This window comes from Leeuwenhoekiella sp. A2 (genome assembly GCF_047946655.1).
Taxonomy (GTDB): domain Bacteria; phylum Bacteroidota; class Bacteroidia; order Flavobacteriales; family Flavobacteriaceae; genus Leeuwenhoekiella.
The window spans coordinates 446667-469011 of record NZ_CP172311.1 but is presented as its reverse complement, the minus strand read 5'-3'; the positions used below and the strand labels follow the sequence as shown (position 1 = coordinate 469011).

At 37.6% G+C, this 22345-nt stretch carries 20 protein-coding genes; 7 read left to right on the top strand and 13 right to left on the bottom strand.

The genetic code is table 11. The features are described from left to right. Positions 1-3 precede the first annotated feature (3 nt). The 5 genes from ACH3PA_RS02070 to ACH3PA_RS02050 form a co-directional block, all read right to left on the bottom strand. Entirely contained in the window at positions 4-918 is a 915-nt protein-coding gene (locus ACH3PA_RS02070) for a tetratricopeptide repeat protein (protein WP_416440993.1), read from the bottom strand. Positions 919-1221: 303 nt separating this feature from the next. Further along, positions 1222-1413 carry a hypothetical protein gene (locus ACH3PA_RS02065; RefSeq protein ID WP_416440995.1) on the bottom strand — a complete coding sequence of 64 codons (192 nt, stop codon included), beginning with the start codon at positions 1411-1413 and terminating at the stop codon, positions 1222-1224. Positions 1414-1579: 166 nt separating this feature from the next. Continuing rightward, on the bottom strand, positions 1580-3685 hold the full coding sequence (gene recG / locus ACH3PA_RS02060; RefSeq protein WP_416440997.1) for an ATP-dependent DNA helicase RecG: 2106 nt from the start codon (positions 3683-3685) through the stop codon (positions 1580-1582). 8 nt (positions 3686-3693) lie between these two features. Then, positions 3694-4086 carry a helix-turn-helix domain-containing protein gene (locus tag ACH3PA_RS02055; RefSeq protein ID WP_416440999.1) on the bottom strand — a complete coding sequence of 131 codons (393 nt, stop codon included), beginning with the start codon at positions 4084-4086 and terminating at the stop codon, positions 3694-3696. 9 nt (positions 4087-4095) lie between these two features. Next, positions 4096-4392 (bottom strand): type II toxin-antitoxin system HigB family toxin, encoded by a 297-nt coding sequence (locus ACH3PA_RS02050; RefSeq protein WP_416441001.1) that lies wholly within the window; start codon positions 4390-4392, stop codon positions 4096-4098. A gap of 165 nt (positions 4393-4557) precedes the next feature. Between ACH3PA_RS02050 and ACH3PA_RS02045 the strand changes: the two genes are divergently transcribed. Continuing rightward, on the top strand, positions 4558-6630 hold the full coding sequence (locus ACH3PA_RS02045) for a M1 family metallopeptidase (protein WP_416441003.1): 2073 nt from the start codon (positions 4558-4560) through the stop codon (positions 6628-6630). After that, the gene (locus ACH3PA_RS02040; RefSeq protein WP_416441005.1) at positions 6627-7547 is read left to right on the top strand and encodes a patatin-like phospholipase family protein; all 921 of its coding nucleotides are present in this window, start codon (positions 6627-6629) and stop codon (positions 7545-7547) included. The genes ACH3PA_RS02045 and ACH3PA_RS02040 overlap by 4 nt, the downstream gene beginning before the upstream one ends. A 5-nt stretch (positions 7548-7552) precedes the next feature. Here the strand turns inward: ACH3PA_RS02040 and ACH3PA_RS02035 are convergent, their stop codons facing one another. Next, positions 7553-7963 (bottom strand): RDD family protein, encoded by a 411-nt coding sequence (locus tag ACH3PA_RS02035; RefSeq protein WP_416441007.1) that lies wholly within the window; start codon positions 7961-7963, stop codon positions 7553-7555. A 330-nt stretch (positions 7964-8293) separates the two neighbouring features. Continuing rightward, positions 8294-8737: a MotA/TolQ/ExbB proton channel family protein gene (locus tag ACH3PA_RS02030; RefSeq protein ID WP_416441009.1), complete on the bottom strand. Its 444-nt coding sequence runs from the start codon at positions 8735-8737 to the stop codon at positions 8294-8296. A 530-nt stretch (positions 8738-9267) separates the two neighbouring features. Between ACH3PA_RS02030 and ACH3PA_RS02025 the strand changes: the two genes are divergently transcribed. Next, a complete protein-coding gene (locus ACH3PA_RS02025) occupies positions 9268-10032 on the top strand; it encodes a sensor histidine kinase (protein WP_416441011.1) in 765 nt (254 codons plus the stop codon). Further along, entirely contained in the window at positions 10022-10738 is a 717-nt protein-coding gene (locus tag ACH3PA_RS02020) for a LytR/AlgR family response regulator transcription factor (RefSeq protein WP_416441013.1), read from the top strand. Before ACH3PA_RS02025 ends, ACH3PA_RS02020 begins: the two co-directional genes overlap by 11 nt. Before the next feature lie 39 nt (positions 10739-10777). Here ACH3PA_RS02020 and ACH3PA_RS02015 read toward each other — a convergent pair whose 3' ends face one another. The 5 genes from ACH3PA_RS02015 to ACH3PA_RS01995 all read right to left on the bottom strand — a co-directional run bounded on the left by ACH3PA_RS02015 (position 10778) and on the right by ACH3PA_RS01995 (position 16180). Next, entirely contained in the window at positions 10778-11299 is a 522-nt protein-coding gene (locus tag ACH3PA_RS02015; RefSeq protein ID WP_416441015.1) for a hypothetical protein, read from the bottom strand. 1 nt (position 11300) lies between these two features. Continuing rightward, positions 11301-12917: an FMN-binding glutamate synthase family protein gene (locus ACH3PA_RS02010; protein ID WP_416441017.1), complete on the bottom strand. Its 1617-nt coding sequence runs from the start codon at positions 12915-12917 to the stop codon at positions 11301-11303. Positions 12918-12927: 10 nt separating this feature from the next. Further along, complete coding sequence (locus ACH3PA_RS02005; RefSeq protein WP_416441019.1) at positions 12928-14196, bottom strand: amidohydrolase; 1269 nt, start codon at positions 14194-14196, stop codon at positions 12928-12930. Between the two features lie 151 nt (positions 14197-14347). Continuing rightward, positions 14348-15589 (bottom strand): amidohydrolase, encoded by a 1242-nt coding sequence (locus ACH3PA_RS02000; protein ID WP_416446692.1) that lies wholly within the window; start codon positions 15587-15589, stop codon positions 14348-14350. 54 nt (positions 15590-15643) lie between these two features. Next, on the bottom strand, positions 15644-16180 hold the full coding sequence (locus ACH3PA_RS01995) for a DsrE family protein (protein WP_416441021.1): 537 nt from the start codon (positions 16178-16180) through the stop codon (positions 15644-15646). A gap of 140 nt (positions 16181-16320) precedes the next feature. Between ACH3PA_RS01995 and ACH3PA_RS01990 the strand changes: the two genes are divergently transcribed. Further along, positions 16321-18639, top strand: coding sequence for an ATP-dependent helicase (locus ACH3PA_RS01990; RefSeq protein ID WP_416441023.1), 2319 nt, complete (start codon positions 16321-16323; stop codon positions 18637-18639). Positions 18640-18754: 115 nt separating this feature from the next. On the opposite strand, the gene ACH3PA_RS01985 is transcribed toward ACH3PA_RS01990, so the two are convergent. Next, entirely contained in the window at positions 18755-19582 is an 828-nt protein-coding gene (locus ACH3PA_RS01985; protein WP_416441025.1) for a UDP-2,3-diacylglucosamine diphosphatase, read from the bottom strand. 158 nt (positions 19583-19740) lie between these two features. Here ACH3PA_RS01985 and aroC point away from each other — a divergent pair, with 158 nt between their 5' ends. Together aroC and ACH3PA_RS01975 are read left to right on the top strand one after the other, a co-directional pair. Beyond that, entirely contained in the window at positions 19741-20805 is a 1065-nt protein-coding gene (aroC, locus tag ACH3PA_RS01980) for a chorismate synthase (RefSeq protein WP_416441027.1), read from the top strand. 60 nt (positions 20806-20865) lie between these two features. Further along, on the top strand, positions 20866-22314 hold the full coding sequence (locus tag ACH3PA_RS01975) for a dicarboxylate/amino acid:cation symporter (protein WP_416441029.1): 1449 nt from the start codon (positions 20866-20868) through the stop codon (positions 22312-22314). The last annotated feature ends 31 nt before the right edge of the window (positions 22315-22345 follow it).

The following is a 22345-nucleotide window of genomic DNA, read 5'->3' as shown; positions in this document are numbered from 1 at the left end:
TTTCTAATCCTGTTTTTTAAAGTTCATTACAACAACTTCATTTTCTGCCTCATTATCATCTAATTCGTTAACAGACCAGTCTACCATTTTATCTTTTTTTGTAATTACATGTCGGGCTTTTTTATCTTTTCCATCTTCTTTAAAGGTTTCTAGGAATACTACTTTCTGCGCACTGTTTTCTTCGATTGTTAGTGTTGAAGGTTGTAGGCCTGCATATACGCCACTTCTAGCATAAGCCAGATCATAAACATCATCAAGTGCATTGTAAGCAATAATTCTAGAACCTCTGTATGTACCTTGAGTATCATACATTTTACCGGTTATAATTGTATTGTCATCATTGTATGACCATTTCATGGAGCCGTTATAAGGAGGCGCTTTAATACCATCTACAATGTCGTAAATTTCCATATTCCAATTTCCATCTACAAAGTCAAAAACTGCTGTTTTACCATTGAGTTTTGCAAGATTAGACTTTGAAGCGATAAGAATATCTTTAGCTTCAGATGGGTCATCCATAGCTTCTATTGCGGCTACAGACTTTTTTAAATATTCTGTGGCTTTTTCATTTTCCCCTTTGTTCATCAGAAACTCACCGTAAGAATCTAAAGGATTTGCCTCTTTAGGATAAGTTTTGATTTGCTCAAGAAAAACCTTTTCTGCCGCATCTTCATCTTTACCTTCCATCAGGATTTGATAGCCTAATTGATTGAGCGGCTCTGTCATGCCGGTGTACTCATCATCCTTATCTGCTTCTTTGTGATACGCAGCAATAGCAGCATCAACACCTTTTTCTTTGTACTGTTGATACAGTTTATCGTTAAAAGAAGTTTCTGTATTTTCCTGACCAAATGCGGTAGTGAGAGAGCAGATAAGCAGAAAGCTTATCACATGTTTAAGTTTGCTAAAAGTCTTCATAATTGTTCAATTTAAAATTGGTTTTTATGAAGGGGTAGTGTTTAGAATAACAAAAGAGGGAATTTAAAGTTAATCAATTTAATGAATTAAATGTCTGAAAATCAGTATATAAATTCTAAAAATCGGCTAAAAAGGGGCAATTATCGGAGTTTTGATCAAAATATCGTGCTAGTACTAGATAATACTGATATTGGGAGAGGTGATTCTTAAAAAATAGCATAACTGTTTCATACAAACTATTATGAGATTTGTGAACAGTTAAATTTTGGCTATCGCGAAAAAAGATTACCAAAAAATATCTGCTTAGACAGAAACGCTCAGCATTTTTTCCTGTGAGTGAGAGATACTTTCTAATAATCGCTCCACAGACTTTTTCTTGTATTTTTGGTATAGATTCTCAGAAGATTTTACATTGTATTTTCTCCCAAAAGAAGCAGTAATGAGATAGATCAATAAAAAGCAAAAGACCAGTTTTAGTTTGATAAATGAGTTCATAGAAGTAGCTTTAAGTTCAAAAATTGGGGGGAGAATTTTAATTTGCAATCAATTAATATTGCCAATTATTATTTCTGATGTTAAAATTAACTTAAAAACTATTTACTCTCAAATTATACAACTTAAAATTTCTGTTGATTATATTTAATTGAATAAAACGCAATTATTAGCTTATATAATTCCATATATTTTTATATTTCATCATTTGGGCATAAGTATATTTAATAATCTTGTTTTCAGGCAGGGAAAGAGAAGGATCTTTTTTAATAAGTTCTGAAGCATAACCACGAGCTATACTCATGATATTGTTATCGCGCACGATATCTGCGATTTTAAGATTTAAAATGCCACTTTGTTGCGTACCCATGATATCTCCGGGGCCGCGTAATTTTAGATCAACTTCTGCAATTTCAAAACCATCATTAGTGCGTGTCATTGTCTGCAAACGGGTTTTACTGTCTTCAGAAAGTTTGTGCCCGGTCATGAGAATACAATAACTTTGATCAGCCCCACGCCCCACGCGACCTCTTAATTGATGTAATTGTGAAAGACCAAAACGCTCTGCGCTCTCTATGATCATTACAGAAGCATTGGGAACATTCACACCTACTTCAATCACGGTTGTAGCGACCATGATCTGTGTTTCACCATTTACAAAACGGTTCATTTCAAATTCTTTGTCGGCTGGTTTCATTTTACCATGAACAATGGAGATTTGATATTGAGGCATGGGGAACTCGCGGCTTATACTTTCGTAACCGTCCATGAGATCTTTATAATCTAAAGCCTCGCTTTCCTGAATTAGCGGGTAAACAATATAAACCTGCCTTCCTTTTTTTATTTCATCCCGAATAAACCTGAAGACTTTTAATCGGTTAGAGTCAAATCTGTGAACCGTTTTTATAGGTTTTCGCCCCGGCGGCAATTCATCAATGATCGAAATATCCAGATCACCATAAACACTCATCGCCAAAGTTCGTGGTATAGGAGTGGCGGTCATTATCAAAACGTGCGGCGGATATTCATTTTTGTGCCAAAGTTTACTACGCTGCGCGACACCAAAACGGTGCTGCTCATCAATAACCGCAAGCCCCAGGTTTTTAAATTTCACCTTATCTTCAAGCAGCGCGTGAGTGCCAATTAAGATATCAAGCGAGCCGTTTTCTAAACGTTCATGAATATCTCTTCTTTTTGAAGTTTTAGTTGAACCAGTTAACAGTTCAATACTGGTTCCTAATTCTTTACACAAATCTACTAAACCCGTATAGTGCTGTACTGACAAAATTTCAGTTGGAGCCATTAAACAAGCCTGAAAACCGTTGTCAATAGCGATTAACATTGACATAAGCGCTACAATCGTCTTACCCGAGCCTACATCACCTTGCAGCAGTCTGTTCATCTGTGCCGGGTTGCCCAGATCATTGCGTATTTCTTTAATCACGCGCTTCTGCGCATCTGTTAATTCAAAAGGTAGATGCTCTTTATAAAATGTGTTGAAATTCTCACCAATTTCTTTAAAAGGATAACCTTTTATTTTGGTTTTATGCAGTTGGTTTTTGATGATTAGTTGCAACTGAAGAAAAAATAATTCTTCAAATTTTAATCGGTATTGTGCGTTTGCCAGTTCATTTTGAGATTTCGGAAAATGAATATTAAAGAAAGCTTCCCCCTTCGGCATCAATTTTAACTGCTCGAGAATGGGCTGAGAAAGTGATTCAAAAATGTCGTTTTTAACCTCTAAAAAGAGGTTTTGCATCAAAATATTCACCACGCGATTGGTAACACCTTTATTGCTTAATTTTTCGGTAGAAGGATATACCGGCTGCATGGCGGTGCGCAAACTTTTCTCGTGCTCTTCCAGCAATTCCATATCAGGATGGGCGATATTATAGATTAGTCCAAACTTTGAAACCTTGCCAAAAATCACATATGGAACATTCAGCTTTAAGCTTTCCCTAATCCATTTTTGACCCCGAAACCACACAAGTTCCATCTCACCAGTTTCATCTTTAAAAGTTGCAACAAGTCGTTTTGAGCGATTTTCACCTACTGTTTTTAAATGCGTGATCTTACCAATGATCTGCACATCTGCAGAAGTAGGCTGCAGCTGGTTTATTTTGTAATACTGTGTTTTGTCTATATAACGATTGGGGAAAAGGTTAAGCAGGTCCTGATAGGTATGAATGCTCAATTCTGAGCGTAGCAAATTTGCCCGGTTAGGGCCTACACCTTTTAAATAATCAATTGGGGTTTGCAGTTTTCCCGGATTCATGTAAACGTTTATACGGTTTTACCTTTTGGTATTTCCTTTTCTAGTTGGTAGTCATTTACAAGCACTGAAGCCGAAATATGTAAAAGTCGTTCTAATTCCCTGATCATATCTACAGTCAATCTTTTCTTCTTATTTAAGATTTCTGAAACACGACTTTTCCCTCCAATTATGCCTACCAAATCTTTTTGACGCATATGTAATTCTTCCATTCTTATTTTTATAGCCTCAATAGGGTCTGGCGCTTCAATAGGATAATTTTCATTTTCATAATTATCAATCAATAAAGACAAAACTTCTGCTTCATCACCGTTTTTAGTTCCTACTGGTGCATCAAAAATAACATCTAAACGTACTAGAGCGTTTTGATAATCGCTTTCTGTTTTGATAGGTTTTAATTCCATAAATTTTGCTTAAACAGTTTCTGCATCAATTTTATCATATTCAGCATGAGTACCTACAAATCTTATAAAGGCCCATTGTCTTTCATAATTAAACTTAACAATCAACCTGTAAGAATTGCCTGTAATGTTAAAAACCACTCTGCTGTTTTTTAGAATGCTCGCATTAATATAAGTCTGTTTTACATCATTGGGTGAAAGCCAATTTGAGTTTTTAGCTGTATCGTACCACGTTTTTAAGTACTGTTCAGACTCAGCATGACGCTCCCAAAATTCACGTAAAGTACTTTTAGCAATGATTCGTTTCATCAATTCTAATGTAAAACAAAGATAGGAATAGTTCTCAAAAATAGAACTATTAAAATAAGAGAGCTATAAATGCTTACACTACCCAAGTTAAAACAGCATTACCCACTGCAGCTTATCTGCTTTATCAAATCAAATCCTTAATTTGGTCACACCAAAAGGTTCTAAATGAAATTATATGCAGCGCTGCTATTTGTACTTTTTACATTTTCTGCATTTAGCCAGCAAACAGATGTTGTAGATTTTGAGCATATTACGGCAGATATTTCTCTCAATTTTAAAGAAGAAACCGTAACCGGCAACATGATTATTTCGTTTAAAACGAAAAAAAATACAGATTCCATTTATCTGGATGCTAAAAATATCACTTCTTTCGAGGCAAAAATCGGTCAAAAGAAGCTAAAATCCGGCTTTGATAAATCTCATTTGATATTCAAAAAAAGCTTTAAAGCGAATGAAACTTATGACATTTCGCTCAACTATTCTGCAAAGCCAGACCGTGCGCTTTATTTTGTAAACAACGAGGGGAAACCACAAATATGGACGCAGGGTCAGGGCAAATACACCTCAAACTGGTTGCCTAGTATTGATGATATGAACGATAAGATCGAGTTTGATCTTAATATTACAGCGCCTAAAATGCTTCAGGTAATGGCAAACGGTAAACTAACTGATATTTCCGAAAAGGGAGAAAGCAAAACTTGGAATTACGATATGCAACATCCTATGGCAAGTTATCTCGTAGCTTTCGCCGCAGGTGATTATGATAAAGAAGTTCTTGTTTCAGAATCCGGAATTCCGCTAGAGTTGTATTATTATCCTGAAGATTCTTTAAAAGTTGAACCTACTTATCGCTATTCTAAGCAGATTTTTGACTTTCTTGAAAACGAAATAGGCGTTCCTTTTCCGTGGCAAAATTATAAGGAAATTCCCGTAAAAGATTTTCTCTACGCCGGGATGGAAAATACAACCGCGACCATTTTTAGCGATACATTTATGGTAGATAGCATTGGCTTTACAGATCGCAATTATGTAAATGTAAATGCGCACGAACTGGCACATCAGTGGTTTGGCGATCTGGTGACCGAAAAATCTGGGACGCATCACTGGCTGCAGGAAGGTTTTGCGACGTATTATGCTTTTCTAGCCGAAAAGGAGATTTTTGGAGAGGATTATTTCTATTGGCAACTCTATCAAACTGCAGAGCAGCTAAAGGAACTAAGCGATCAAGGCAAGGGCGAAAAATTATTGAACAGCGGTGCGAGTTCGCTTACTTTTTACCAAAAAGGAGCCTGGGCGTTGCACATTTTACGAGAAGAGATAGGGGATGAAGCCTTTAAAACAGCTATCAGAAATTATCTGGAAGCACATAAATTTGACAATGTAGAAACTTCAGATTTTATCGCTGCCGCGGAAGAGGCCAGCGGGAAAGACCTGACCGATTTTCAAAAAAACTGGCTTAATCAATCTGCTTTTCAGGCTTCAGAAGCACTTGAATCCCTTAAAGAATCATCCTTCATTAAAGATTATCTGCTTGTCAACGGACTGCGTAAAATTCCTTTCGATCAAAAAGAAGAGCTACTAACACAGGCACTTACTCTTCCCAATGATTACATTGGGCAGGAAGCAATCTATCAATTAGCCAGTGAACCTTTAACCGAGACATTGCCATTGTACAAAACAGGATTTGAATCAAATAATTTATTTGTGCGCCAGGCGATTGCTGTTTCACTGGAGACGGTTCCGCAGGAATTAAAAGCAGGATTTGAGACTTTGCTGGATGATGATTCTTATGTAACAAAAGAAACTGCTCTGTACAAATTATGGATTTCTTTCCCCGAAAATCGGTCAAAATACCTTAAAAAGCTCGCTGGAATCAACGGATTTTCAGACAGGAATATAGAAACGCTGTGGCTCGCTCTTACAATGGCTACGCCCGATTATGATAGTCAAAACCGCGAAGCGCGATATACAAAGCTTTTAAATTATACAGATTCCAGATTTCCGTTTGAAGTGAGGGAGCATGCTTTTCAATATTTGTATCAATTACAGTTGTATGAGACGCAAAGTTTGGATAATCTCGTTTCCGCTTGTGTACATTATAATTGGCGTTTTGCTCAATCCTCAAGATCAATTCTTGATATGTTGCTTAAAGATCCTAAGTGGAGAACAGCGCTCAATGATCTAACCGGTTTACCACGAAAGGAAACCGATTTTTTAAATAAAAAACTACAGCAATGAAAGCTTTGGTAATTTCAGGTGGTGGGAGTAAAGGCGCCTTTGCGGGCGGGGTAGCCCAGTATCTTATAGAAGAGCAAAAGAATAATTATGATATGTTTTTAGGCACTTCTACCGGTAGTTTGCTCATCTCACAACTCGCCAATAATAAAATTAACCGGGCTTATGAGATGTATACACAAGTGAACCAGCACACTATTTTTGATGTAAATCCTTTTAATATTAAACAGAAGGGAAACCGGGAATATGTGTCTATCAATTATTTTAATACAATCTGGCAATTTATAAGGCGTAAACGAACTTTTGGCGAAAGCCGAAATCTGCTAAAGAATATCAAAAAGAATTTCTCCCGCGAAGAATTTGAATATGTAAAACGCAGTCCTAAAAATGTGATCGTTACTGTTTCTAACCTCACAAAGAATAGTGTTGAATATAAATCTATGGATGACTGCAGTTATGAGGATTTCTGCGAGTGGGTCTGGATTTCCTGCAATTACGTGCCTTTTATGTCATTGGTCAAGAAAAACGGAAATGAGTATGCAGACGGCGGTTTTGGCTGTATAGTACCAATTCGTGAAGCTATTCGCAGAGGAGCGACAGAGGTGGACGCCATTATTCTGGAATCTGAAAATATGGAGCATAACAAGATTTTGGGTAAAAACCCATTTTCTCTCATGGTAAACCTCTTTAGTTTTTTAATGGATCAGGTAGAATATCACGATGTGGTGGTAGGTAAACTTGCCGCGATCAATAAAGAGGTGCCTTTAAACCTGTATTATACTCCTTCAAAACTCACCGAAAACAGTTTGATTTTCAATAAAAAATTAATGACCAACTGGTGGCAGCAGGGGTGGGATTACGCGGCTGAAAAAGCCAAACTAGCGCAGGATAATAAATTAAAGGATCTGGAAGCGGGCTGAGTAATCTAGTTTATATTTCCCTTATTTATCACGTAAGTTTTAGAAATAGAATCGTGCCATCCTGTATCTGAAACTAAAAAGGAGATTGCTTCAAAAGGAATTAGTCTGCAAATATTACGAACAACTAAAGTTTTGAAATCAGGTTTATTTCCGTTTTCGTCTATAACTTTTGTTCCAGTAATGAACTTGCCGGGTGTTTGTGAAAATGCGTATTCAAAAATTATGTAGTACATTACAAAAAGAATAGCTTGATTCAATAAACGTAATAAAGAATTACCCTTTTCTTCAACTAACCCGAATGACTGCAACCATATATGCACGACTACAAAAAGAATAGAAAATAAAATCGCATCTATAATGTAATTACCAAATCTGGTTGCTTTACTAGCATAATCTATTAATAATTCATCCTCCATTTTTTATCATTTAAGGTTTATTCAAAATGTATTTTGAATTACTAATATACTTTTTCCTAATAAATTAAGACGAGGTTTTTCGTAACTAATCAATTTTTCAATTAAAAAAGCGAGTTTTTGATGAGAAAAGGGAGGTTTTTGTAGAAACGAAGAGGAATGAGCGCAAAGTGATTATATAATATTCAGCTGATTTCTCTTCAAACTCTTGTTAGTAAATACCATATAGAAAAAATATAACCGCTGTAAAAACGGGTATATAAAACATACTTTAATTTCTGGATTGTAGGAAAACTGAGATGAGGCGTTATAAAATCAAAATAAAGGATTTATCTAATTATTTTCTACAGCTTTTAACTTTTCCAGATCTTCAGTACGTATCCAGGTGAGAATAAAGGTTGCTAATCGGCCAAGAATAAAAGTAAATCCGCCAAAAATACCTGGTAGGAAAGTTAATTTTAAACCACCTGCCAGTAAACTGGGCGATATATCTCCCACAGCTTCAAAGGCATCGAAAACTTGAATTAATCCTATTAGTTGATTAAAAAAACCTATAACAAAGGCAAGCAATGCAATCTGATTTACAAGGCTAATCGCTTTTTTAAATTTAGGCTGGGTTGCTTTAAGTTGCATGACAGCTCGCGCAATTAAAAAAAGCATCAGCCCAAAACAAATAAGGATAAGCGTCATAGGGAATGTTCCTCCTTCTTGTATGCGGTTTCCCAATTGGGTAAAGAATCCTTGTTCTTGTAACACTAAAATAAGTAAAGCAGACATATTTATATTTTTTAAAGTTTGACAGGATCAAAACTAAATCTGTTTTTTCTGACTTTTAAAAATTTGCGACCAACTACCATTTTTAGAATGGATTTGACAGTTTTGCATTAAATTGATTTTGATAATTGTCCAACGCTGCAATATCCAGCTTTAAAACAGTCATTCATCTCGTAATTTTTGAATTGTAAATTTTATAAGTCAACTTTGAAAGTTAGATGAAGTTTTTAAAGCTATTTAAATATTTGGGTGAAAAGATACTGCTACACGGTATTTTTTGGTTCGCCGTATTGCTTTTCTATACTTTTTTCTTCGGTCAGGAAAAGACAACTTTTAAAATCGTTTTTCAATTTTCTTGTTTTCTATTACCCGCCACTATTGCGGTCACTTATGTATTTGTATATTTTCTTATACCAGATTATCTACTGAAGAAAAAATACATCTGGTTTATAGGTTACAGTATTTATACTTTAATATTTTCGGCAACTTTTATAATTTTTTCAAGCTTTTATGGTGTTGTTTTTCTCTCAGGAATGCCATGGGAAACTTTCCCTATAAAAAAGAGCATTTTATTCATAATTATAGCGGTTTATCTGGTTGTTGCGGTAGCCTGTGCTTTTAGCCTTCTTAAGCATAATTATCAAACTTTAGGTGAAAAGAAAGCTTTAGAAAATGAGATTTTAAATACCCAATTGCAATTACGTGAACAACAGCTTAATCAACTTAAAATGCAAATTCATCCACATTTTCTATTTAATACATTAAATACAATCTATGGTTTTGCATTAGCCCAAAATGAAAACACACCAGAACTTATTTTAAAACTTTCAAAACTGCTGGATTATATTTTATATCAGACAAATAAGCCATTAATTACCTTAAAAGAAGAAATAGATCACATAGAGGATTATATCGCTTTAGAAGCATTTCGCTTAGGCGAAAACTTAAGAGAATGCATTCTACTTGAGAACAGAGAGCAATACGATGAAATATTAATTGCGCCTATGCTTTTGCTGCCTTTTGTGGAAAACAGTTTTAAACATGGAAAAATCAAAAGCGATAATCTAAAAATGCATCTTAAAGTAGAGGGGAAGCAAATTCACTTTTATTTGAAAAATGAAAAAAGAACTGATATTTCTGCAATCGAAACTAACGGTGGGCTGGGATTAAAGAACATTAAACTACGCTTAGGCATTCTTTATAAAAAGGGATATACACTAGAAATTAAAGATGAAATTCATTTCTTTATAGTTGATTTATATTTGAATAGTACAGCACATAGATTAAATGAAAACTAAGATCAAATGCATTGTAGTTGACGACGAGCCTGTGGCCAGAGAGATTTTGCAAAGTCATCTATCAAAGATAGATGCTGTTGATGTTATTGGGTATTGCGCTGATGCGACAGAGGCTTTTAATCTTATCTCTACAGAAAATATAGATTTGATTTTTCTGGATATCAATATGCCTGGAATTTCTGGAATTTCATTTGCACGATCTATCAATAACAACGTCAAAATTATTTTTACAACAGCATATCGTGAATATGCTATTGATGGCTTTAACCTTCATGCCGTAGATTATTTATTAAAACCTATTTCTTTTGAGCGTTTATGGGAAGCAATTAGTCATTTTAAAGATACCTTCTGGAATCAGGAAAATCAAATTCAGCAAACAGGAAAGGAGGAATCAAAATTCATCTTTGTGCGCGTTGATAGAAAAATGATTAAGCTTAATTTTGATATGATCTATTACATAGAAAGTCTCAGTGATTATCTCAAAATACACACCGCCCAAAAATGTATCACAATACGTGAAAAAATCAGTGCTATAGAAGAAAAATTATCGCAAGAACAATTTTTGCGCACACATAGGTCTTTTATCGTATCAATTACTAATATTGAATCGTTTACAAATGAATACGTAATTGTAAACAATCACTCCATACCTATAAGCAGAAGTTACAAGGAAGACGTTCTGGGAATTTTAAATAAATATCAGTAGAACCTTAAATATAAAACCTTAAACTTAGAAGTCTAAATTTTATCCAAAAAGCTCTTTTACTTCTTTCTTCAAATATTCTAAAGCGACTACAGTAGGAGCCGGTTTGTCAAGAATCTCTTTTAAAACAGCTTCGCGCAATTGATTTGAAGTAGTTACTTCGGGCTTTAAAGCGTTCCCACGAACTAATTTGATGGTTCCGTTTTTAGCCGACTTTACGATATTCCATAATTCGTCGCTCATATAGATTTGCTGTGCGAGATTGTGTTCAAATTCCTGCTCGATATTTGCGATCAACAGTTTTTCATAAGAACTTTTATTAGTATCTGAGGGTGCAACACGCAATAGCAATTGTGACGGCGCAATGCGTTCTAAGAATAAAGTCAAGCGTTCATATGCCTGAAGTCTCACCGGTAAAATATCTGCCTGCATATCTTTATGTAAAAGAAATCGGCGTCTGCCGTCCTCATTCTCAATAAACCGATTAAAAAAGTAATATGCCAGTACGCCCACTACGATTGCCGGGCCTACTGCGATTAATATCTGTAATAAATTCTCTTCCATTTTAGTATCTAATTTCCTCTTTTCGCTCTGCTTTTTTGGCTTTTTTCTCCGCTTTTTCTTTGTTATAGTGACCACCCAAATGCGGGCAATCCTGCAAGGCTTTCATACTTTCAAATTTAACAGGAGTTTTATTATAACCAAATGAATTTGCCAGCGGTTGTACGAGACTTTTATCACCCAGGCTAAAATCAACATCTTCCATATTCATTTGCGCAGGATGTTCATATCCGCAGGCATGCGTAATTTCAAGAAGTTCTTTTCTAAAATTCTTAAAATAGTAATGGGTACGATCTGCCTTTTCAGGAATATTAATTCCTGCCTGCAACCATTTGTTTTGAGTAGCAACGCCAGATGGGCACGTATTGTTGTGACAGGATTGCGCCTGTATGCAACCTACGGCCATCATGGCTTCACGAGCAACATTTATAAGATCTGCCCCCATTGCAAACGCCATCGCTCCTTTGGCAGGAAAACCTAGTTTACCGCTACCTATAAATACGATTCGGTCTGTAAGCTTGTATTCTTTAAAAATTTTATAAACATCGCTAAATGCGAAAACCCACGGCAAAGAGACATGGTCTGCAAAACTGGGAGGAGCAGCACCTGTACCGCCTTCGCCACCGTCTATTGAGATAAAATCTGGTCCGCTATTGGTTTCAGCCATTGCAACAGCGAGCTGGCGCCATTGGTCTAATTTACCTATTGCTGCTTTAATACCTACGGGCAAACCCGTGGCTGCTGCGATCTCTTCTACAAAGTTGATCATACCGGGAACACCATCAAAAGCAGAATGTGTGGCTGGAGAAAGTACATCTTTACCCAAGGGCACGTGGCGTATTTCGGCAATTTCAGGAGTAATCTTAGATGCGGGTAAAACTCCACCTTTTCCGGGTTTTGCGCCTTGTGAAAGTTTAACTTCAATCGCTCGTATCTGCGGATTTTCAGCAACTAATTTTACCATTTTTTCTAGCGAGAAGCCACCATTTTCATCTCGTACACCAAAATATCCGGTTCCAATTTGAAATATAACATCTGCACCGGTTTTATGATAGGGTGATAGTCCGCCCTCTCCTGTATTGTGATAAGCGTGGGCTTTTTCGCAACCGCGGTTAAGGGATTCTATCGCCCGTGCAGATAATGATCCAAAACTCATCGCCGAAACATTGATTATTGAGCTGGGCCTAAAGGGTCTTTTTCTTTTATTAAAACCACCCATTACCTTTGCGCAGGGCAAAAAGTAGGGGTCTTTTGCATTAGGATGTTCTGCAGGTAGTTTATACGCCATCATGGCGTTGTTTATAAAAATATAATTGGGCTTGTAGATATCCTGATCTGTACCAAAGCCTTCATAGTTATTTTCATTTTTCGCGGAAGCGTAGATCCATCCTCTCTCGATCCTGTTAAAAGGTAATTCTTCACGGTTACTGGCAACCAGATATTGTCGTATTTCTGGGCCAATGCTCTCGAGCATATACCTGATGTGACCCACCAGCGGAAAGTTGTGAGTTATGGTATGTGATTTATTAAAGAAGATGTCGCGTATTGTAATAATTACAAGCACAGCGAGCAGCCATACCCACCAGGGCATGGTAGCAAGAAAATCAAGAAATGGGGTCATAAAAAATAGGTTATTGTCCTAAATAGTCTACCGTCATTTGTATGAAGGTTTTGACGCCCAAAAGTAAGCCACTTTCATCAATATAAAAATCTGGAGTGTGATGAGGTGCAGTTTCTTTTGCATCAACAGGACTACCACCCAGAAAAAAGTAAAGACCGGGAATCTCATTTGAAAAGAAAGAAAAGTCTTCTGCTCCTGTAATAGCTTTTATTATATGCACATTTTCTGCTCCGGCAGCTTTATCAAAAGAAGGTAGCATTTTTGCCGTAAGATCAGGATCGTTGTAAACAATAGGAGTTCCTTTTGGGATGTCAATAGTAGCTTCTGCTCTATATGCTGCAGCTATAGCAGGCACCATTTCTTTCATTCTGCGATTGATAAGTTCTTGCATATCATAATCAAGCGTGCGCAGCGTTCCCAGAATTTGAGCACTTTCAGGAATAATATTATTTCTCACCCCGCTACTAATCTTACCTATTGAGAGAACTGCGGCTTCTTCTGTTAGTGGAGCTTCACGCGAAATAATTGTCTGTAAACCATCAATTATTTTAACCGAAGCCATTATGGGATCAACGCTCGTCCATGGGGTAGAACCGTGGCTTGCTTTACCTTTTACATTAATTTCAAAGCTTTGTGCGGCCGCCATAATTCCGCCAGATTTATATGCAATCCTACCCACTGGCTGACCCGCAGCGATGTGAAGCCCGAAAATCGCATCTACATCAGGATTTTTAAGTACATTTTCTTTAACCATTAATTCTGCCCCACCTTCTTCATCTGCGGGAGCGCCTTCTTCTGCCGGTTGAAAAATGAATTTTATGGTTCCGGCAAAATCATTGTTTTTGGCTAGAACTTCTGCAACCCCCATCAGGATCGCGATATGCGTATCGTGACCACAAGCATGCATGACGCCAACCTCTTTGTCTAAATATGTGGTTTTTACAGTAGATTTAAACGGAAGATCACCGCGTTCTGTTACCGGAAGCGCGTCAATATCTGCCCGTAAACCGAGTACTTCACCTGGTTTTTTACCCACAAGAATACCTACTACTCCGGTTTTTGCAACTCCTGTTTCCACTTTTAAGCCAAGAGATTTTAAGTGTTTGGCAATTGTTTCGGCGGTATTAAACTCCCTATTAGAAAGTTCTGGGTGTTCATGAAAGTCTCTGCGCCATTCAATGACTTTGGGTTCAATATTTTCAATTGCTTTTTCAAATTCAACTTGAGCGAATAATAAGGTAGAGCATAGCAAGACAGCTGTAAATAATAAATTTTTCATAGGAAGGGTTGGATTGAAAAAAAGGCTGTATGACTTTTGTTAGTCAACCTGAACTCGTTTCAGGTTCACATTTATTGCAAAATATGATGCGATTCCGAAATAAATTCAGAATGACTTTTACTAAAATTATCACACAGCCTTTTTAATGTAATTATTGGGCGTTTAGATAATCTATAGTAAGTTGTGTCATTGTTTTAACACCAAGTAGTAGTCCGTCATCATCAATCATAAAGTCCGGTGTGTGATGTGGGTAAGCTTCCGTATTCCCTGGAGCCATTCCGCCAAGAAAAAAGTAAAATCCGGGAACTTCTTCCTGGAAGTAGCTAAAATCTTCACCGCCGGTTGTTGCTTTTACAAGTTCGACATGATCTGTACCGGCTACTTCCTGCAATGTGGGTAGCATTTGCTCAGTAAGTGCAAGGTCGTTATACGTGATAGAAGTATTATTTTGAAATTCTATAGTGGCGCTACCTCCATAGGTTTTGGCCAGACCTTCTGTCATTTCAGTCATGCGGTGTATGATGAGTTCACGCATTTCAGGGTCAAGGGTTCGTACAGTGCCAATCATTTCAGCCGTTTCCGGAATAATATTAAAACGCATACCGCTGGTAATCTTTCCTACAGTAATCACCGCTGCTTCTTCAACTAGCGGAGATTCCCTACTAATTATAGACTGAAAACCATCAATTATTTTAGCCGAAATATAAATAGGGTCTACACCGCTCCAGGGAGCAGAACCGTGTGTTTGTTTTCCTTTTACGTTTACAACAAAGCGTTCTACCGCTGCCATAGTTCCGCCGGGTTTGTAACGTATAGTACCTACCGGAGTAGCAGAATTTATATGTAAACCAAAGATCGCATCTACATCAGGATTTTTAAGAACACCTTCTTTGATCATAAGTTTAGCACCACCTTCTTCTCCGGGTGGTGGCCCTTCTTCAGCAGGCTGAAAAATGAATTTCACCGTACCGTTTATTTTGTCTTTATGTTCTGAAAGAATTTCGGCAACACCCATTAAAATTGCTACATGTGTGTCATGACCACAAGCGTGCATAACGCCTGTTTCCTGACCCAGGAAGTTTGCTGTAACATTACTTTTAAAAGGAAGATCGTTACGCTCTGTCACCGGTAAAGCATCAATATCTGCACGTAATGCGACGGTTTTTCCCGGTTTTGAACCTTTTAATATGCCTACAACACCGGTTTTTGCAACACCGGTTTGCACCTCAATACCTAGAGATTTAAGATGCGCGGCTATTTTTTTGGCAGTTTCAAATTCGCGGTTAGAAAGCTCTGGGTGTTCATGAATCTCATGACGCCACTCGATCACCTGATCTTCAAGAACTTCGGCGGATGCCATAAGTTCTTTATCTGCTGTTTGAGCCAGCATCATATTACCACCAGCTAGTAGTGCTAAGAGAAAGTAATTTTTGATCATAAATTGGTTTTAAAAGGTTATTCGTTGGTAACCATTATTCTGTAACTGAATTAATGCTGTCATCGCAGAGAGTGCAAATTGAGCATATTGCCATGTGTTTTCTTTAGTTAGACCTTTACTTCCGGCGGTTTGGCCACATAGGATAACGGGTACCTGGGCAGCATGCAGCGCTTCAAGCAAGTCAAGATTGGGATTATCTACACCGTATTTTTCTTTATAGAATTCATTTTTAAGTAAACCCATTGCAGCCTCACCGTGAACTACCATTACCGGTTTTAGATTTTCCTGCGGAATACCGGCATTCTCATGCATATTTAAAAATCGGGCTACAGTATTGAAATATCGGTTTAAATCGGCCGGATTTTCGGGAGCTTTTGCAATGTCAAAGACAACTTTAAATATTAGATCTGTATCTGTTTTAAAATCTGGATTAGGAACGCTAAATGTGGTTCCATAATTTTCTATCACTTTGCCCTTAACATGATCTTGAGCAAAACTATTAATTGCGATAAATAAGGCAAAAAGGATAAGAAGGGGTTTTTTCATCTGTATTTTTTAATAAAGTTTAAAGATATTTAAAAAAATGATAAAGAATGGTTCGATTTCTTCTGTTTATAAAAATGAAGAGATGAACTTACCCAATACATCAAGTTTGCTTAATTTCACGCACTAAAGAAAAGCTTGTTTTGGATAAATATTTAGAAGGATTAAATGAAGCTCAACGCGCCCCCGTTCTACAAAAGGACGGCGCTATGATGGTGATTGCAGGAGCGGGTTCTGGTAAGACAAGAGTGCTTACAATGCGTATCGCGTATTTGATGAGTAAGGGTGTAGATGCTTTTAATATTCTGTCGCTCACTTTTACCAATAAAGCGGCACGCGAAATGAAAAAGCGTATTGGTACTATTGTAGGAAACAGTGAGGCTAAAAATTTGTGGATGGGAACATTTCACTCTGTTTTTGCCAAGATTCTACGCATAGAAGGGCATCATCTGGGCTTTCCATCTAACTTCACGATCTACGATACTCAGGATTCTCAACGTCTAATTTCTGCAATCATCAAAGAGATGGGGCTAGATAAAGATGTGTACAAGTACAAGCAAGTTCATTCTCGTATTTCTTCCTATAAAAACAGCCTGATAACGGTTAAGGCCTACTTTCAAAATGCTGAATTAGTTGAAGCAGACGCTATGGCGAAAAAACCCCGCCTGGGCGAAATTTATCAGGAATATGTAGACCGTTGTTTTAAGGCGGGCGCGATGGATTTTGATGATTTATTGCTTAGAACCAATGAGCTTTTGGCTCGTTTTCCTGAAGTGCTGGCAAAATATCAAAAGCGTTTTCAATATATTCTGGTAGATGAGTACCAGGATACAAATCACTCGCAATATTTGATCGTAAAAGCACTTGCAGATCGTTATCAAAATATTTGTGTGGTGGGTGACGACTCACAAAGTATTTATGCTTTTCGCGGAGCTAACATTAATAATATCCTGAATTATCAGCGCGATTACGACGATGTTAAAGTGTACCGTCTGGAACAGAATTACAGATCTACAAAGAATATTGTAGAAGCAGCAAATTCTGTTATAGATAAAAATAAGACTAAACTAGACAAGGTTGTATGGACGGCAAATGATGATGGGCCTAAAATTATAGTGCATCGTTCGCCTACAGATGGTGAGGAAGGAAGATATGTGGCAAGTTCTATTTTTGAAAATAGGATGAATCAACAACTTCCGCATAGCGATTTTGCTATTCTGTATCGTACTAATGCACAGTCTCGTGCAATGGAAGATGCTTTGCGTAAGCGTGATATACCGTATAGAATTTTTGGCGGACTCTCATTCTATCAGCGTAAAGAGATAAAAGATGTACTCGCTTATTTGCGCTTATTAGTGAATACTAAAGATGAAGAAGCACTAAAACGGGTTATCAATTATCCTGCTCGCGGTATAGGAAACACTACTATTGACAGGTTGATCCTGGCTGCAAAACAGTATGATAAATCCATCTTTGAAGTGATGGAAAATATCAATCACATCCAGATCCAAATCAATAACAGTACAAAAAATAAGCTGTACAACTTCGTCAATATGATCAGAAGTTTTCAGATAACTGCTGAAAATGCTGATGCTTTTGTAACCGCAGAAGAAGTGGCTCGCAAGACAGGTTTATTGCAGGAGTTGAAAAAAGACGGAACGCCTGAAGGTATTGCCCGTATAGAAAATATAGAAGAATTACTTAATGGTATAAAAGATTTTGTAGAAGGGCAACGGGAACTAGCAGATGCAGACGGTTCACTTACAGAATTTTTAGAAGATGTTGCGCTTGCGACAGATATGGATAAAGATGTAGGTGATGATGACCGTGTTTCACTTATGACCATTCACCTGGCCAAAGGTCTTGAATTTCCCTACGTTTATATTGTGGGTATGGAAGAAGATCTTTTTCCCAGCGCTATGAGTATGAACACTCGAAGTGAATTAGAAGAAGAACGCAGGTTATTCTATGTTGCGTTAACAAGAGCTGAAAAACAAGCGTATTTAACTTATACAGAATCACGCTACAGATGGGGTAAGCTGGTAGATGCAGAACCCAGCCGATTTATAGAAGAAATAGATGAGGTGTATCTAGATATGCAAACTCCTATGGATTCTTACAGGTATAAACCTTTGATAGATCGCGATATCTTTGGCGATGTAGATAAGAGTAAATTACGACAGACCAAACCGCAAAGTGGTACTCCACCGCGAGCAGGTATGCCAACGGAAGATCAATTGCAAAAGTTGCGTAAAATAAAGCCGTCTTCACCTTCAACGCCACCACCAGATTATAATGGTAAATTGCAAGAAGGTACACATGTTGAGCATTCTCGCTTTGGCAGAGGACAAGTTGTAAAAATAGAAGGTGTAGGGCAGGATCAAAAAGCAGAGATAAATTTCGCTAAAGGCGGAATTAAAAAGCTTTTACTGCGATTTGCTAAGCTTGAGGTTTTAGATTAAATAAATTATAAATGTAAGATTGTTCCTAAATCTAAGGAGGTTCCTTGTGGGCCTTTACAAAATTGTATTGACAAAGAGGTGTTTTTAAAAGTAGCTGAATAAAAGTTTAAACTATTTATTTAGCAAAAAGAGTAATTGAAGCCAGCAAAGCCTCCGGATCAACTTCAGTGTTGAGGGATTCGTCAGGAACTGGCTTGGGAAGATTTAATTTTTCATATTCCATAAGTGACCAGGCGCTATTGTTGTATTCAAGGGCGGTAAGATTTTCTATCCAGTCCCCGCTGTTGAGATAAAGGCAAGAACCACCCTTGTGATGTACTTCCCGCATTTGTGGCTGATGTATATGCCCGCAAAGCACATAATCAAAATCATTTTCTATGGCGAGTTGGGCGGCAGTAACTTCAAAATCTGTTATAAAACTCACCGCTTTTTTTACGCTATTCTTTATTTTCTTTGATAAGGAATATTTTGGTTTTCCCAGTCGTACCAGCCACCAGTTTATAAAGCGATTAAAAAGTATAAGAAAATCGTATCCCCAGCCGCCAAGTTTTGCGATCCATTTTGTGTGCTGTATAGAAGCATCAAACACATCACCGTGAAAAATCCACGCTTTCTTACCATCAAGATTAAGCACAAGTTTATCTATAATAGAAATATTGCCCAGCCGCACGGGACTAAATTTGCGCAGCTTCTCATCATGGTTGCCGGTGATATAATATACACGCGTTCCTTTTGTGGCAAGAGCCATAACCTTTTTAAGAACCTGCATATGTGATTTAGGAAAGTATCTTTTTCTAAACTGCCAGATATCAACGATATCGCCATTAAGAATAAGCGTGCGCGGTTTTATGCTATCAAGATAATAGAGGAGCTCCTGTGCGTGAGAACCATATGTGCCCAGATGCACATCTGAAAGGACTACAATTTCAACTTTTCGCTTCAAGCTTTACTGTTTGTATCAAATAACACCCTTTATTGTTATTGTAACTTTATGAGAATATTAAATTAAAAACAGCTTTTAACACAGTTGTAAACAATTAGCTTGGGTAAGATGCGATTTTCTGCTCAAAAGCTGTTATTTTCGTCGTTCAAACATAAATTATGGCAGGAAATTCCTTTGGGAAGCTGTTTAAGCTAACAACATTTGGTGAGTCTCATGGCGAGGCAATAGGCGGTATTATAGACGGCTGCCCGGCTGGGCTTGAGATAGATCTTGATCTTGTAAATACAGATATGGAAAGGCGTAAACCTGGGCAATCTAAAATTGTTACCCAGCGCAAAGAGCCAGATACGGTTCAGTTTTTCTCAGGAATTTTTGAAGGGAAAACCACAGGAACGCCCATTGGTTTCAATATTGTGAATACCAATCAAAAATCACACGATTACAGCCATATAAAAGACACCTACAGACCATCTCATGCAGATTATACGTATGATAAAAAATACGGCGTGCGTGATTATCGCGGCGGTGGTAGATCTTCTGCCAGAGAAACCGCATGCAGGGTTGCCGCAGGTGCAATTGCAAAGCAGGTTTTAAAAGGGGTTAAGATTAATGCTTTTGTAGATTCTGTAGGTGATATTAGGATGGATACGCCCTATCAGGAACTCGATTTTACACAGATAGAATCTAATGACATCCGCTGTCCAGATCCCGCTTTCGCGAAAGCGATGATAGACAGAATAAAAGAAATTCGCAAAGCAGGAGATACCATAGGCGGTACAGTGATGTGCGTAATACAAAATGTGCCGGTGGGATTAGGTGAGCCTGTCTTTGATAAATTACATGCTGAATTAGGCAAAGCGATGCTCTCAATAAATGCTGTAAAAGGTTTTGAATACGGGAGCGGTTTTGATGGTGCTAAAATGAAAGGAAGTGATCATAATGATCTCTTTAATGCTGATGGAACCACACAAACCAATTTGAGCGGTGGCGTACAAGGCGGAATAAGCAACGGGATGGACATTTACTTTAGAGTTGCTTTTAAACCTGTTGCTACCATCATGCAAAATCAACCCACAATAGATAAAGAAGGTAATGCAGCAGTAATGCAGGGAAAAGGAAGACATGATCCTTGTGTTGTACCAAGGGCTGTGCCTATAGTAGAAGCTATGGCAGCGCTGGTTCTTGCAGATTACCTTTTGCTGGATAAAACCTCAAAAATATAGCCTAAAATCGGCATTTTTAAATAGAAAATCGGTCTAAACTATACTAAAAACTCCTCTTATATGAAAAAAATCGCCCTACACTGGAAAATTATTATCGGACTTGTTTTAGGGGTCATTTGGGCTTTATTATCCAGTCAGTTAGGGTGGAGCGAATTTACGATAGACTGGATCGCTCCTTTTGGGACAATATTTATCAATTTATTAAAATTGATAGCTGTACCACTTGTGCTGTTTTCTATAATTAATGGTGTTGCAAATATTGGTGATCCTTCTAGTTTAGGTAGAATGGGAGGAAAGACTTTACTGGCGTATTTAATAACTACTATTCTTGCTGTTTCTCTAGGTCTTTTGCTGGTAAATCTTATACAACCGGGTAAATGGGTAGATGATGCAAGTCGTATAGATAACAGGATAAGTTATGAGATCTGGGCAGACTCACAGGGTTTGCAGATAAAAGATGGTGTAAATTACCTGCAGGATCCCAAATTTATGGAACGTGCTCGCGAGATCTCAGACCTTTCAAGAGCAGAACTTAATGATGCTGCGGTAAGCGATAAAATGAGCACTGCTAATCAGGCTAAAGAATCTGGGCCTCTGCAACCTTTAGTAGATCTGGTGCCTCAGAATTTCTTTCAGGCATTAGGTGATAACGGCCTCATGCTGCAGGTCATCTTCTTCGCATTATTCTTTGGTATAAGCCTGCTTTTTATTCCCAATGAGAAATCGGCTCCCATCACTCGCGCTGTAGATGGCATTATGGAAGTCTTCTTAAAAATGGTAGATCTGGTAATGCAGGCCGCTCCATTTTTTGTATTCGCTTTGCTTGCGGGCGTTGTGAGTAAAATGGCCGGGGACGATTTAGGTAAAGTTGTAGAGATATTTAAAGGGCTTAGTTGGTACTCGCTTACAGTTCTGCTTGGTTTAGGATTAATGGTTTTCTTAATTTACCCTATGCTCGTAAAATTATTCGTAAGAGTTATATCATACACAGATTTCTTTAAAGGAATGGGCCCAGCACAAGCCCTTGCATTTTCAACTTCCAGCAGTGCGGCTACTTTACCGGTAACGATGGAATGTGTTGAAGATAATCTTGGGGTAGATAAAAAGATAACTAGTTTTGTGCTTCCAATTGGTGCGACTGTAAATATGGACGGTACCTGTCTTTATCAGGCTGTGGCTGTGGTATTTCTTGCTCAATTACACATGATCGATCTTACTTTAGGTCAACAACTTACCATCGTTTTAACGGCGACGCTTGCTTCAATTGGATCTGCAGCAGTGCCTAGTGCCGGTCTCGTTATGTTAATTATTGTGCTTCAGTCAGTTGGGTTGAATCCTGCCTGGATAGGAATTATCTTACCTGTAGATCGTATTCTCGACATGTGCAGAACGGTAGTAAATGTAACAGGTGATGCTACGGTTTCTTCAATTATAGCAAAGGGTGAGGGCATGATACACCATACGCCTAATAAAGATCCGGATGCAGCTTTTGACATAGACGAGAAATAAAAGCCTAATCGAATATACTTGTAAGTATATC